At 36.3% G+C, this 14,013-nt stretch carries 14 protein-coding genes; 7 read left to right on the forward strand and 7 right to left on the reverse strand.

Going from position 1 to position 14,013, the window contains the following annotated elements:
• Nucleotides 1-108 precede the first annotated feature (108 nt).
• Nucleotides 109-870 (forward strand): 3-keto-disaccharide hydrolase, encoded by a 762-nt coding sequence (locus QM481_RS06960; protein WP_283381202.1) that lies wholly within the window; start codon nucleotides 109-111, stop codon nucleotides 868-870.
• Between the two features lie 60 nt (nucleotides 871-930).
• Here the strand turns inward: QM481_RS06960 and QM481_RS06965 are convergent, their stop codons facing one another.
• The 3 genes from QM481_RS06965 to QM481_RS06975 all read right to left on the reverse strand — a co-directional run bounded on the left by QM481_RS06965 (nucleotide 931) and on the right by QM481_RS06975 (nucleotide 2,675).
• Nucleotides 931-1,674 (reverse strand): hypothetical protein, encoded by a 744-nt coding sequence (locus QM481_RS06965; protein ID WP_283381203.1) that lies wholly within the window; start codon nucleotides 1,672-1,674, stop codon nucleotides 931-933.
• A 222-nt stretch (nucleotides 1,675-1,896) separates the two neighbouring features.
• Nucleotides 1,897-2,430 (reverse strand): hypothetical protein, encoded by a 534-nt coding sequence (locus QM481_RS06970; protein ID WP_283381204.1) that lies wholly within the window; start codon nucleotides 2,428-2,430, stop codon nucleotides 1,897-1,899.
• A 2-nt stretch (nucleotides 2,431-2,432) separates the two neighbouring features.
• Nucleotides 2,433-2,675, reverse strand: coding sequence for a hypothetical protein (locus QM481_RS06975; protein WP_283381205.1), 243 nt, complete (start codon nucleotides 2,673-2,675; stop codon nucleotides 2,433-2,435).
• Between the two features lie 394 nt (nucleotides 2,676-3,069).
• Here QM481_RS06975 and QM481_RS06980 point away from each other — a divergent pair, with 394 nt between their 5' ends.
• Entirely contained in the window at nucleotides 3,070-5,298 is a 2,229-nt protein-coding gene (locus QM481_RS06980) for a transferrin receptor-like dimerization domain-containing protein (RefSeq protein WP_283381206.1), read from the forward strand.
• Nucleotides 5,299-5,527: 229 nt separating this feature from the next.
• Here the strand turns inward: QM481_RS06980 and QM481_RS06985 are convergent, their stop codons facing one another.
• Nucleotides 5,528-5,785 (reverse strand): hypothetical protein, encoded by a 258-nt coding sequence (locus tag QM481_RS06985; RefSeq protein WP_283381207.1) that lies wholly within the window; start codon nucleotides 5,783-5,785, stop codon nucleotides 5,528-5,530.
• 297 nt (nucleotides 5,786-6,082) lie between these two features.
• Between QM481_RS06985 and QM481_RS06990 the strand changes: the two genes are divergently transcribed.
• A complete protein-coding gene (locus tag QM481_RS06990; protein WP_095162864.1) occupies nucleotides 6,083-6,670 on the forward strand; it encodes a TetR/AcrR family transcriptional regulator in 588 nt (195 codons plus the stop codon).
• A 63-nt stretch (nucleotides 6,671-6,733) separates the two neighbouring features.
• Nucleotides 6,734-7,714 (forward strand): ketoacyl-ACP synthase III, encoded by a 981-nt coding sequence (locus tag QM481_RS06995; RefSeq protein ID WP_283381208.1) that lies wholly within the window; start codon nucleotides 6,734-6,736, stop codon nucleotides 7,712-7,714.
• A gap of 110 nt (nucleotides 7,715-7,824) precedes the next feature.
• Here the strand turns inward: QM481_RS06995 and QM481_RS07000 are convergent, their stop codons facing one another.
• The 3 genes from QM481_RS07000 to QM481_RS07010 all read right to left on the reverse strand — a co-directional run bounded on the left by QM481_RS07000 (nucleotide 7,825) and on the right by QM481_RS07010 (nucleotide 10,243).
• Nucleotides 7,825-8,601, reverse strand: coding sequence for a hypothetical protein (locus QM481_RS07000; protein ID WP_283381209.1), 777 nt, complete (start codon nucleotides 8,599-8,601; stop codon nucleotides 7,825-7,827).
• 78 nt (nucleotides 8,602-8,679) lie between these two features.
• Nucleotides 8,680-9,351, reverse strand: coding sequence for a hypothetical protein (locus QM481_RS07005; protein WP_283381210.1), 672 nt, complete (start codon nucleotides 9,349-9,351; stop codon nucleotides 8,680-8,682).
• Between the two features lie 121 nt (nucleotides 9,352-9,472).
• A complete protein-coding gene (locus QM481_RS07010) occupies nucleotides 9,473-10,243 on the reverse strand; it encodes a hypothetical protein (protein WP_283381211.1) in 771 nt (256 codons plus the stop codon).
• 285 nt (nucleotides 10,244-10,528) lie between these two features.
• On the opposite strand from QM481_RS07010, the gene QM481_RS07015 reads away from it, so the two are divergent.
• From QM481_RS07015 to QM481_RS07025, 3 genes are all read left to right on the forward strand, one after another.
• Nucleotides 10,529-11,296, forward strand: coding sequence for a class I SAM-dependent methyltransferase (locus QM481_RS07015; protein ID WP_283381212.1), 768 nt, complete (start codon nucleotides 10,529-10,531; stop codon nucleotides 11,294-11,296).
• An 18-nt stretch (nucleotides 11,297-11,314) separates the two neighbouring features.
• Nucleotides 11,315-12,604, forward strand: a complete 1,290-nt coding sequence (locus tag QM481_RS07020) for an aminopeptidase P family protein (protein WP_283381213.1) — start codon at nucleotides 11,315-11,317, stop codon at nucleotides 12,602-12,604.
• 151 nt (nucleotides 12,605-12,755) lie between these two features.
• The gene (locus QM481_RS07025) at nucleotides 12,756-13,970 is read left to right on the forward strand and encodes a glycosyltransferase (RefSeq protein WP_283381214.1); all 1,215 of its coding nucleotides are present in this window, start codon (nucleotides 12,756-12,758) and stop codon (nucleotides 13,968-13,970) included.
• Nucleotides 13,971-14,013: the final 43 nt, after the last annotated feature.

Raw genomic sequence — 14,013 nt, forward strand, 5'->3', positions numbered from 1 at the left:
AATAACTATTCCCGAATTACAGTACGACAAAACGTCTTATTTGGATACACTCAAAGCAGTCGAATTGTTTTACTGTAGATTAAAATTTAAACTTAAACAATTTTTCCAATGAAAATCAAGAAGAAGGTAATTTTAAGTGCCGCAGTTTGTCTTTTGGGCTTAAAAGTTCAAGCACAGGATTTCCGATTTGTAGAAAAAAATCCTGAAAAGCCAGACGCTACTGAATATTGGGACCCAGAAGTTCGCGTTGTAACCCCAGGAGCTATTCCTTCAGATGCTATCGTGCTATTTGATGGCAAAAATCTTGATCAGTGGGAGTCTATCAAAGACGGTAGTGCTGCTAAATGGGAGGTGAAAGATGGCGTATTTACAGTAGTTAAAGGTACTGGAAATATCTCTACTAAAAAGCATTTTGGTGATTGCCAATTACATATCGAATGGCGTTCTCCTGAAGAGCCAGAGAATGTAAAAAGTCAAGGACGTGGCAATAGCGGTGTTTTCTTCCACGGAATTTACGAAGTACAAGTATTAAATTCATACAAAAACAGAACGTATCGTAATGGTCAAGCGGGTTCGGTTTACAAGCAAACACCTCCAATGGTAAATGCAACCGCGAAACAAGGTGATTGGAATACTTACGATATTATCTATACAGCCCCACGTTTTACAGTTAATGGCGGTATCGAAACGCCTGGTTATGTTACAGTAATCCACAACGGTATTATCGTACAAAATCATACTAAAATTCAGGGTGTAACCAACTATATCGGTCAGCCTACCAATCCTGTACATGGACCAAAAGGACCAATCTCATTGCAAGACCACGGAAATGCAGTAAGCTTCAGAAATGTTTGGATTAGAGAATTGTAAGATTTTATAGATTCAACAAAAAAGCGAGTGTTTTTCGAAACGCTCGCTTTTTTGTTTTTATTACTTACTCAAATTATATCCCAAGGACAGACCAACTTTTGTGATGCTAGCTTTTATAAAATTACTCCATGATGTTCTTCCTGAATCGTTTTGAGAAAAGTTTATACTGGTGAATAATCTGCCAAATCTGGTTCCTAAACCCACTTTGTATCCAATTATATCATCATAGTGAACAAATGTGTTCATAGGAGTACTGTCACTTATTACTTTTTCATAAGTTGGACCAGCTTGTATAAATAAAGCGACCGTTTCTGCCTCATTTTGGTAAAATACATATTGAGGTAAAAGTGCAAAACTTAGGGCTGTTACGTTTCTTGCAGGTAAAAATCCAGCATTCATTTGTGCAAGTTCTTGGTAGCTCGCAAAAGCTGCATCAACCTCTATCCCTAGCTTTCGATTAAATCCTTTCGGTTCCCATATCAAACCAGCACCCAAAGACATGTTCGACAACGCTGATTTGTGAAACAACCTCTCATTATCCGCAATTCTGTAAGTATTGTATCCATACGTATTATACTCTGCTTTTACAACCATTTGTATTCGCTTTCTTTCAGCAGAAATGTTATAGTTTGAATGATTACCTATCAGTCTATCTGTTTCAGAATAATCAGCGTTATCAAGAATGTATGCTGTATGACTTTTGAGTTCAGTTGCCGAAGTTTGGATTGGTTGAGCATCGTTATCGATGGTATCTTGGGCAATCAAAGGTGAGGTACAGAAAATGAACAAACAGGAGACGAACATAAAATTTTTCTTCACGAGCAATTAAAATTTAGGTTGAAACTAAAAAACAATAGCTAGATTCATAAAATACAAATCTAGCTATTCTATGCAACGACAGGATAAGTGCTTTATTTTAGTGTTTATATGTTAAAAAATGTTATAATAGCTATGAGCTATGAAGATATACAAATAGCTGACCATATTAACCAATAACAATTTATCAGGTTCTGAAGAAGATTCTCGCTACAAAACCTCCATCCTTTTCACATTACTATCAATCAGTGCAATGATGAGCTTTTTGCCCTTTTCTGGAACATAAAACAGATAGGTGGAATTTTGCCCTATAATGGTCACTTTCTGGATTTGTCCATCATCAAAAGTAATTTGGTAATTAGGCTTAGTTTTACCTTCGGCAATAAGACTCTTTTGCTTGGTGCCTCTTCCTAGTTCGATACCAATAAAAAAACCAAAAAAGATAAGTCCAGTACAGAGGATAAGTAAATTCATCGCTTGCTCTTTGTCATGTTTTGCGTTAAACTTTTCGCTCAATTTATTCACTAGCACCAGTAGTAAAACCATTCCTAAAATGGTAACAGGAATCAGCCAATGGCTCATGAGTAAGGTTAATGGAGCGGTTAGAATATCTGACAAAGAGGCAAAATAAAGGATATTGATACCCAACATTTTGTAAAAAATAGACTCGCTAACGACGCCTAATATCAGCAAATAAAGATACCCAATAGATAGGTACTCCTGAAATCCTAAATTTTTCAGCATTATTAAATACGGTTTTTAATTTCTTCTTGAACTTTTTTGAGGCTTTTTTGGGTAAGAATCAAGCTTGGTATCAAGCCCCCTAAAATAACAAGGTAGGTAAATTGCTTTTGAGTAACCATCAAATAAATCGCTACAACTGCTAATAGGATTTGTAAGCCCAACGATACTCCAAATGCAACTTTGTACGTTTTTTCTTTGGCTTTTAGCTCTTCGAGGGTCAATTTTGAATAGGTTTCATCTTTCATATAGAGAGGTGATTGAGTTTAGTCGTGATTTAGTGACCTTCAAGTTATAAAAAATATGGTTGCTAGTACATTGAAAAAATGATTATCGGTAAAACTATATAGTAATTTCTCTTCGTCCCGAACTTTAAAGTACTTAATCCTTTCTCCAATCGATAAACTTCTTATCTTTACTAATACCGAATTTGACTAAAGTATTAATGCAAAATAAAATTGCATCAATACGCTTTAAGCAATAAGCTGTAGGTTTTAGTCTAAATGAATTAATAATTTCGTAAGAAATATTTTTTATCTACAGCTTATGGTCTAATGCCTAAAGCGGATAAAATTAATTTTGTTTTGCCTACTAATTTATTTATTCGGCGATTATGTTCACTTTTCTTCATCATAACTTATTATGAAAAAACTGATTACACTCCTAGGATTTTTGTGCCTAGGACAACTTACCTCGTCGGCTCAAAACCTCCTCGGATTCTCTGAAAAAGGTACTGCTTCCGAAAAAGAATTAGAAGCCAAATTTGATGCTCAACTCAACGCCCAAAACCTGCGTACTTGGATGAAGTTTATGAGCTCAAAACCTCATTACGTAGGCTCACCACACAACCGTGCGAATGCTGTGTATATGCGCGATTTGTTTAAATCGTGGGGATTTGAGGCTCGAATTGATACCTTGTACACGCTTTTCCCAACGCCCAAAGTTCGTGAAGTTAGTTTGGTAAGTCCTACGATTTTCAAAGCCAGTTTGGTCGAACCTATGCTTAAAGAAGATGGTACTTCCAACCAGCTCAAAGATCATTTGCCGACTTACAATTGCTTTTCAGCAGATGGTGATGTAACAGCTGAATTAGTTTATGTAAACTTTGGTCGTCCTGATGACTATGAAGTACTCGAAAAAATAGGGGTTAGTGTTAAGGGAAAAATCGTGATTGTGCGATATGGCGGTTCTTGGCGTGGCTTAAAACCTAAATTAGCTGCCGAAAAAGGCGCTGTGGGATGTATCATTTACTCCGACCCCAAAGACGATGGTTATGGTCAGGGCGATGTATATCCAAAAGGTCCCTTCAGACCAGAAGCTGGCGCTCAACGTGGCTCGGTGTTAGACCTGCCTGTTGCGCCAGGTGACCCACTAACGCCAGGTTACGGAGATACCAAAGATGCCAAAAGATTGGAAGTAAAAGATGCGACAACGATTATGACAATTCCCGTATTGCCTATTTCTTATGGCGATGCCTTGCCCCTACTCAAAGCATTAGATGGAAGAATAGCACCAGAATCGTGGAGAGGAGGCTTACCTATTGCCTATCATGTAGGTCCGGGAGCTGCCAAAGTGCATTTAAAGCTCCAATTTGATTTTAAAGTAGAACCTTTGTTCAATGTTATTGCTGTAATGAAAGGTTCGGAATTTCCTGATCAGTGGATTCTCAGAGGTAATCACCATGATGCTTGGGTATTTGGCGCAGCCGATCCTTTGAGTGGTATGGTTGCCGTAATGGAAGAAGCTCGTGCCATTGGAGAATTGGCAAAAACAGGCTGGAAACCAAAAAGAACCTTAGTATTTTGTGCTTGGGACGGTGAAGAGCCAGGTTTGTTAGGCTCAACCGAATGGGCTGAGGCCAACCGCACAGAATTGCAGAAAAAAGCGGTAGCATATCTTAACTCTGACGGTAATGGACGTGGTTTTCTGTCTGCTGGCGGTTCGCACACATTAGAAAAATTCTTTAACCAAGTAAGCCGAGATGTTATCGACCCACAAAAAAACATCAGTGTTTATGACCGTTTACGTTCGTATATTTTGGTCAATGGCTCTGGCGAAAGCAAAAAAGAAGCTTTAAGTCGTGGAGATATTCGTATTGGTGCCTTGGGTTCTGGTTCTGATTTTACTCCATTTTTACAACATTTGGGTGTATCTGCTATGAATGTGGGGTATGGTGGCGAAGATGAAGGAGGCGAATACCATTCTATTTATGATTCTTTTGACCATTACACTCGTTTCAAAGACCCAGACTTTGCTTATGGTGTAACGTTGGCAAAAACTATGGGAAGAACAGTTTTGCGTTTGGCAAATGCTGATGTATTACCTTTTGAGTTCCAAAACTTTTCAAATACGCTTCAAAACTACGGCACAGAGGTAAAAGCTTTACTAGAAAATATTCGTAGCAAAACTGAAGAAAATAATCGTCTGGTAAAAGAAGGACATTTTGCGGCAGCCGCTGACCCGAACGAACCGATTGTTGTGAAAACTTATGAGGAGGTTCCTTATATCAATTTTGCGCCGCTCGAAAATAGTTTGAATCGTCTCAACAAAAGTGCTAATGCTTACGCTTCTGTGGTAAAAAACAGCAATAAATTAGCGCCAGCGAAGCTTGAGGCATTGAACCAACTTCTCTATACGATTGAAAGAACCTTGACCCTGCCAGAAGGTTTACCGAATCGTCCGTGGTACAAACACCAAATTTATGCTCCTGGATTTTTTACGGGATATGGTGTAAAAACAATCCCTTCAGTACGTGAGTCTATCGAGCAAAGAAAATGGAAAGATGCAGAAAAAGGCATTGAGATTGTGTCATCGGTGCTTAATAAATACTGCGATCAAATAGACAAAGCAGTTGCTTTGCTTGGAGAATAAAGGTAAAAATTTAGTCATCACTAAGGCTCCATTTTTCCAAAATACATGAATCTTTCTTCATTGAGTGAATTGGGATTGAGTGATTTAGTAATTAATATGAATTTGACTAGTAGAGACGCAATGCTTTGCGTCTAGAGAGGTATCATTTTGAAATTTAGTATCAAAAAAGGCGGTTGAAATTAATTTTTCAACCGCCTTTTTTTGGGGAAAATAACGAAGTATTATACAATTACTTTCTTCTTGAATAAATCTCCTCCTCTACCATTTTCAATTGCAGTCTATGTTTGTTGCGATATAGCTGTACCCCTACGTTCAACAAAATTAAGGGAGCAATCCAACCCGGTTTGTTGACAGAAGAGATAAGATATACTGATGTAAGTACCAATGTAATTTGGAATACAAAAAAAGTGTTAACATAAAACTTTAGAGATTGTTTTTTGCTCAAAAGTTTAGATAAGGTCCAGTTAGCAAAGACGGTATCTTTCATAAAATATATGTATAAGTTGTTGAGGATTAAGTTTTACTACTTTACTAGAACAAAAAAAGAGACACTTTTATTGCAACAAAATGTGATTTGTAGACCTATTTAAGATTATTTTTTATCAGAAAAATAGGTTCTTGATTCTCTAGTATCTTATATGTGGGTAAAATTTTGTGAGAGGTCTTCTTTAATAGCTCTCTCTTTAAAGTTTTATGTTAGACCATGTTACTTTTCTTTAACCAAAAAAAATAATTCACATACCGATTGGTATGTGAATTATTTTTTTTCCTATATTTACAATCCATGGAAACGACGCAAGAATACATACTCGAAAAAGTAGCTCCTCTTTTTAACAAAAAAGGCTACAATGGCACGTCGCTTTCTGAGATTACCAAGGCTACCAATCTCACCAAAGGAGCAGTATATTTTTACTTCAGAAACAAAGAAGATTTAGCATTTCAAGCTTTTCATTTGAATGTAAAAAAATTGGTCAAACCCCTTAATAATGTAGTCATTGAACGTAAAGGCGCAATCAATAAGCTTTATGGCATGACCTTTTATTTCAAAGAATACTATTATGAATTAGCTTCTGAAAGAGGAGGTTGTCCGCTTCTTAATTTGGGAGTTGATGCTCGTTTCAACAATCCAATTTTGTTTGAGGAGGCTCGTAAAATTTGTGATAGACTTATCCAAAATACTGCCACTATTATCACCCATGGCATTAAGCACAAAGAAATCAAAGAAGCTACTGATGCACATACTTTAGCTACCAATATTTACTCTATGATTGAAGGGGGAATATTCATGTCTTTGATTACCCAAAATAAAAATTACATAGTAAATATCGCTAATCATATTGAGTCGGCTATTATTGAACAAATCCGCCTCTAAAAAAATTTGTAGTACCACATACCATTCGGTATGTGTATTCAAACAATTCAAAAACAAGTTAATATGAATGCAATTATTGATTCTATCGGGGTGTATCTTCCTGAAAAGAAAATCGACAACCATTATTTCGAACAATTTTTGGAAACCACCGACGAATGGATAGTGAGCAGAACAGGGATTAATACCCGCTATTACAGCTCAGAAACCGAATATACCAGTGATTTGTGCGTAAAAGCGGCTCTAAATCTTGCTGCTAATTATCAAAAGAATCTTGCAGACGTTGACTTTGTAATTGTAGCCACTAGTACTCCTGACCAAGCATTTCCAAGTATGGCAAGTCAAGTGCAGAGCCGTTTGGGTATTCCAAATGCAGGCTGTATGGACGTATCTGCTGGTTGTGCAGGTTTTGCTTACGGTTTGATTTTGGCAAAAGGTCTTATCGCAACAGGTGACTACCAAAAGGTATTGGTTATCGGTGGCGAAACGCTTTCAAAAATTTCAGATTTTACTGACCGTACCAGTTGTGTGTTATTTGGTGATGGCGCTGGAGCAGTATTAGTAGAAAGTTCAGAAACGCAATATCTACATAAATCTATTTCGACAACCAACGGCGACTTAGGAAAAGATTTGTATTTATCGAATCAACCAGCTCCCATCAATTTTGAGCAGATAGATTACAACGGAAAAATCCACCAAAATGGACGTACCGTATTCAAGTGGGCTGTATCGAACCTCCCTGCTAATATTATCAAATTGGCAGAAAAAAATGGTATCACCACAGATCAAATCGATTGGATGATTCCTCACAGTGCAAATATTCGTATTTTGGAAGCCGCTTGCTCACAAATGGATTTCCCTATTGAAAAATGCTTGGAGAGCGTTGTCAACTACGGAAATACCTCAGCAGCCTCTATCCCAATTGCTTGGTACAATGGTATCCAAAATGGGAAAGTACAACTTGATGACAAATTAATGTTAGCAGGTTTTGGCAGTGGACTTACGTTAGCAGGTATTTATTTGACTAATCGTATTCAGAAAGCTTAATATATTCTTGATTTTCAAGTTAAAACAAAAGCGGTCGAAATGAGTTTTTCGACCGCTTTTGTGATTTTATGCCTTTGTTGGAGAAAATTCCAACGAGGATATAAACTAGATTAATAGCCCTCCAGAAAAAAATCTTTTTCCAATTCTACCTCATCCAGATAATAATGAATATCCTCAAGTTCATTCAAATACCCACTTGGAGGTACGCTCACTACGATTTTATTCCACGGTTTCCAGACATCTTTTAACATACCATGATTAGTATTTTCATAGTGCTCTTTTAACCATGTTTCAACATTAGAAGTATTCTCCGAAATGATATCTCCATACTTCTCAATTTTTTCTGAATCATAAACAGGAAGTGTTTGTTTTCTACCATTAATGAGATATAAATCAACAAAGGGTTCTCCGTCCTTTATTTCAAAAGTCATTATAATTCTGTTGTATTTCCTATTAAACTTAATATCTTCCAAATGGTAAAAGACTAATGCTTTTGCCATTGCATGTGGAAAACCCTTTGAACCAAGCTTTGCATAGTCAAACTCAACCTTATATACTCGCTCTTCATCATACCAATATTTATACTCATAATTCCCATCAGGATACAAAGTAACTATGATATCGCTGTAGATATTACCATTATTAAATTTGTAGATTAGTAGCTCTTTTAATGCAGTGTATGATTCTTCCAGTAGCTTTAACTCACCCACTCTGTCAATAATAGTATTTAAAGACTCTTCATAAAAATATATACTTAGATATGTTTGAGGGTTTGTAATATCTCTGCCTGTTTGGCACCAAGCTTTAATAATCTCAGTCTGGCTCTCCTCAGATGGAAGTTTTCGAAATAGGGATACAATATGCTTTTCTTGCTCGGTGATGTTCATAGATATGAAGGTGTTTATGTTTTGATTTTTTCGCCGTTAGTGATGTTCTCGCCAATGAGAATATTTAAGGAATTAGTACTATTTAAGGTATTTTTCTGGAACTTCCCAATTAATTAATTTTTGAACTACTTCTAAGTAATAATCTTTACTTGACTCCAAGCCAACTTGTCCAGACTCAATACATGATTGGTACCATTTGATAAAATCATTCACTTTAGGGTCATGACTGAACTTCATAGTCAAAGCTCTTCTGCTTACCGAATCATCCTGAAAAAAGAACCCTAAAAAATTTCTACTCATTGCAAACTCATGAAAACTACCTATATAACCAACACCTTCTTTGTACTCTAAATCATATTCTTGATACTTTATATTAAGTGACTGTATTTCTGAATATTTGTAAAAAAAAGGAAGCATTTCTTTCTCAAAAAAGTCTTTAAATGCGATCGCAAACAAGTGTATTTGCTCATCATGATAAATATCAACACCTACAACTTTGAATGGACCATACAAAGTTACAGCCTGTTTAAGGCTATCGTTTATTTGTTCTTTTGAGAGGTGACCATACAAGACATCAATAGATGCTTTTTCAAGGCTTACTTCTTTAATTCTACAACTTATTGATTTCAAATGTATTGTATCGTAGGTATTAAAAGTAAGTCGTACAGTCCAAACTAAATCTTTTTCCGATTTACAAATGGTACAATCCTGTCTGATTTTAAAGCCATGTTCAGCTAAATAAGAACCCATTAGCTTATTCAATTCCGTTAAAAAGTATTTCCTTGTCATTATTCTTTGTGGTGATTTTAATAGAACTGATTAGTTATTTTCGCCTTTGCTGGAGAACATTCCAACGAGTGCATAAACTAGATTAATAGCCCTTCAGAAAAAAATCCTTTTCTAGCTCTACATCATCCAGATAATAATGAATATCCTCAAGTTCATTCAAATAGCCACTTGGAGGTACGCTGACTACGATTTTATTCCATGGTTTCCAGACATCTTTTAAGATACCAAAATTTGTCCTCTCATAATGCTCTTTTAACCATGTCTTTACATTGGTAGTATTTCTTGTGATAGTTTCTTCATACTTGGCAACTTTGTTAGAATCATAAACAGGCTTATGTTGTCCCTTTTCATTTATAAAATAATAATCCACAAAAGGTTCGCCCTCTTTAATTTCAAATGTCATGATTATACTTTCATACTTCTTTTTGAAATTAACCTCTGCAAGGTCGTAAAAAACTAATGCCTTTGCCATTGCATGTGGAAAATCTTTTGAACTACGAAGGGCACTTTCGTATTCTTGCTTATAAATTCGCTCTTCATCATACCAATATTTGAATTCATAGCTTCCATCTGTAAACAAGGTTATCAATACATCACTGTATGGTTCTCCATGATTAGCTTTGTGAATTAATACCTCTTTCATTCCTGAAGTATAGTGCTTTGATTCCTTAAAAGTTGGAATGATAAAACTTGTTCTTGATTCATTGTAAAAGTAAATACTTACACCTGCATTTATATCTCTCACATCTCGGCCTGTAAAATACCACACCTTAACAGTTTCATTTTGATTTTCGACAGGTATATCAGCTCGAAATAGAGAAGCTAGCTCTTGTTCTTTAATGTTAATATTCATAATTGTAGAGGATTTAAAACTTTTGAGTAAAGTATTTGGGTTTAATGAAATGACAAACTAGCAAAATAAATTACATATTCAAATACACTTTTTAAATAAATTATAGATTCACAATGACATCATTTCTATAAATTTAGATACATTTTGTATAACAAAGTACTCATAAAGCTAGCATTTTTAATCAAAGCTATTTAATGAGTCTATTCTGTCAAGTAAGTAATCCCTCCTATTTTATTTCGGAATCATTTTTTACCTTTGCAAAAAATATATTTGACCATCATTTCCATGAAAAAAATTATTAGCTGGACACTCCGAAACATTCCTCGTAAGTATTTGCAATTAGTTAGTCACTTTGCCATGAACCTATATGCGTTCTTTTTGCGAGGTAATAAGGTGGAATGTACAGTTTGTGGCTCTACATTTTCGAAATTCGTTCCTTATGGTCGTCTCGAGCCTCGTGATAACGCTCTTTGTCCAAACTGCCTTGCGCTCGAACGTCACCGTTTGATGTATTTATACCTTCAACAAAAGACTAATTTCTTCAAATCTGACCTTAAAGTTTTGCACGTGGCGCCTGAGTATTGTTTTATCCACCGTTTCGAAAAAATGAAAAACTTGGACTATATCACCGCTGATATTGAGTCGCCTTTGGCAAAAGTAAAAATGGACTTGCACAATATTCCTTTCGAAGACAATACTTTCGATGTAGTTTTCTGTAATCACGTATTGGAGCACGTCGACGATGATATTCGTTGTATGCAAGAAATGCGTCGTGTGCTAAAACCAAACGGTTGGGGTATTATGCAATCACCACAAGACTGGAACTTGGAAACTACTTTTGAGGATAAAACCATCACCGACCCAAAAGAGCGTGAGCGTCTTTTCAAACAAGATGACCACTTCCGTATTTTTGGTCGTGACTACCATAAACGCCTCGAACAAGGTGGTTGGCATGTTACACAAGACCGTTTTGTGATGGAAATGCCCAAAGACAAAGTAGAACGCTATGCTCTTCCGAAGGAGGAGATTATTTATTTGTGCGAAAAAAAATAACACCAACAACACTCATCAATGAAATACTTACCAATAGATAGTCAACTGTTTGTAACAAACAGAGCTAGATTAAACCAGCTATTGAAACCAAAAGGTATAGCGATTTTCAACTCAAATGACATTATGCCGACCAATGCTGACGGTACAATGGGCTTCAGACAAAACTCTGATTTGTTTTATTTGAGTGGTATCGATCAAGAAGAAACGATTCTTTTGTTGTTTCCAGATGCTCCAGACCCACTTATGAGAGAAATTTTATTCCTACGTGAAACTTCAGATGTGATTGCGGTTTGGGAAGGATACAAATACACAAAAGAACATGCAAAAGAGGTTTCTGGCATTGAGACGATCTATTGGACTAGCCAATTCGAGCAAGTTTTGACTACCTTGGTATTTGAGGCAGAAGCCATTTATCTCAATACCAACGAACATATCCGTAATAGCTCTGAGGTACAAACACGCGATGCGAAGTTTATCAACTGGGTAAAAGACCGTTATCCTTTACACCGTCTTGAGCGTGTGGCTCCATTGATGCACCATTTACGTGTTATCAAAAATCCTGTAGAGATTGCGCAACTCAACGAAGCTATTCGTATTACAGAATTAGGTTTTAGAAGACTCTTGAATTTTGTAAAACCTGGTGTTACAGAATACGAAGTAGAAGCAGAACTTATCCATGAGTTTGTAAGAAATCGCTCAAAAGGATTTGCATATCAGCCAATTATCGCTTCAGGTGCCAATGCTTGTGTATTGCACTACATCGAAAACAGCCGTATTTGTAAAGATGGAGATTTGTTGTTGTTGGACGTAGCAGCCGAATATGCTAACTACAATGCGGACTTAACGCGTACTATTCCTGTCAATGGTCGTTATACAGCTCGTCAGCGTGCGGTATATGATGCTGTTCATCGTGCTTTCAAATTCGCTAAATCTATCATGCAGGTAGGTGTTTTATGGAGTGAATACCAACACGAAGTAGAAATGTTCATTGAATCTGAATTGATTGGATTAGGTTTGTTTGATAAAACTGATGTAAAAAATCAAAATCCAGAATCTCCTTTATTCAAAAAATACTTTATGCACGGAACATCACACCACTTAGGTTTGGATGTGCATGATGTATGGAGTCGCTACCGTCGTTTTGAGGCTGGAATGGTATTTACAATTGAGCCTGGGATTTATATCCAAGAAGAAGGTCTGGGAGTTCGTCTCGAAAATAATATCCTTGTTACTGAGGATGGTAATATCGATTTGATGGGAAGCATTCCAATGGAAGCTGACGAAATCGAAAGCTTAATGAATGCCTAAAAAGGCACAAAGTGGCAAAGGCACATAGGGACAAAGTGTCTTTGTTATTTTGGATTTGAGATTTCTGATTTCGGAAGTGTTTGAAATATTTTTCCGAAATCAGAAATCCCAAATCTGCAATAATTTAAAAACTCTTCACTCAGCACTCAAAATGCCTTTCCCGACTATTTTATTATTTGATTTAGATGCTTCTGGTCATCATTCTGAATATCTAGCACATTTGATTGAATATCAGTTAGAACATCGTCTACCTATCAAGTTAATAGCTTTGGTCAGTCCAATCTTTGCTAAAAAACACGTCAATCTTACCCAAAGAACATCGGTGGACACTTCGATTTTTGAGTGGAAATATATTTCTGAGGAAGAATTTCAGCAGTATCAAACAGAAAATAATGTCATTAAACGTGGAGATTTTGAATGGGGATTATTCTGTAAATACGCTTCAGTGTTTCAAGCCCAACATGGTGTTTTGATGTATCTGGACCATTTACAATTGGCGATTTTACAAAAAGGCAATCAAGCTCCTTGTACTTTTTCTGGCATATTTTTTAGAACTACACTGACCAATTATCGTCCTGATTCTTGGAAAGAACGTATCAATTTTATTCGTAAAAAATGGATGCTTCGTGGGTTACTTTTTTCTAAAAAGTTAACCAATCTTTACTGCCTTGACCCCTTTGCAGCTGAATATATTCAAGAAAAATGGCATAGTAACAAAGCATTGTATTTGCCTGACCCAGTCAAAACCTATCCATTTCCAGAGGAAGCTCCCGCTTTGCTCCGACAACAGTTAGGTATTGAACCGCATCGTAAGGTATTTCTTATTTTTGGTTTTTTGGATGAAAGAAAAGGAATCATTCCAACACTGGAGGCATTGCTTCAATTACCCCAAAAACAGCAACAAGATGCTTGCCTACTGCTAGTAGGCGGCTGGACTGCGGAAGAAAAAGATCGTTTTGAAGAAAAATTAAAAGTAGTTGGAGCAGAAAAACACTTACAAATTGTTAAAGTTGATTATTTCGTGGAGCCCGAACTAATTCAACAATTCTTTGCCCTTTCTGATGTAATTATGGGCTTGTATCAAAAACATATCGGTATGAGTGGTATCATGGTGCGCTCGGCTTTTGCTCAAAAACCGCTCTTAACTTATAATTACGGTTTGATGGGAGAACTTACCCGAAGAAATCAACTGGGAATTACCGTAGAGCCAAATAATCAAGAAGAGTTACAAGAAAAAATACAATTTTTGATAAGTCAATCAAAAACTGTCGGAAATCAGACCATGATGAAAGAGTTTTCTGACCATCATCAGGTAAAATTTTTCGCAGAATGTATCTTCAAAAAAAATAAAAAAATATTATCCTGAAAATCAGGCACTTCAAAAAAACTTAGCCCCTTTACACTTAGAG

The organism is Flectobacillus rivi (genome assembly GCF_030056655.1).
GTDB lineage: Bacteria > Bacteroidota > Bacteroidia > Cytophagales > Spirosomataceae > Flectobacillus > Flectobacillus rivi.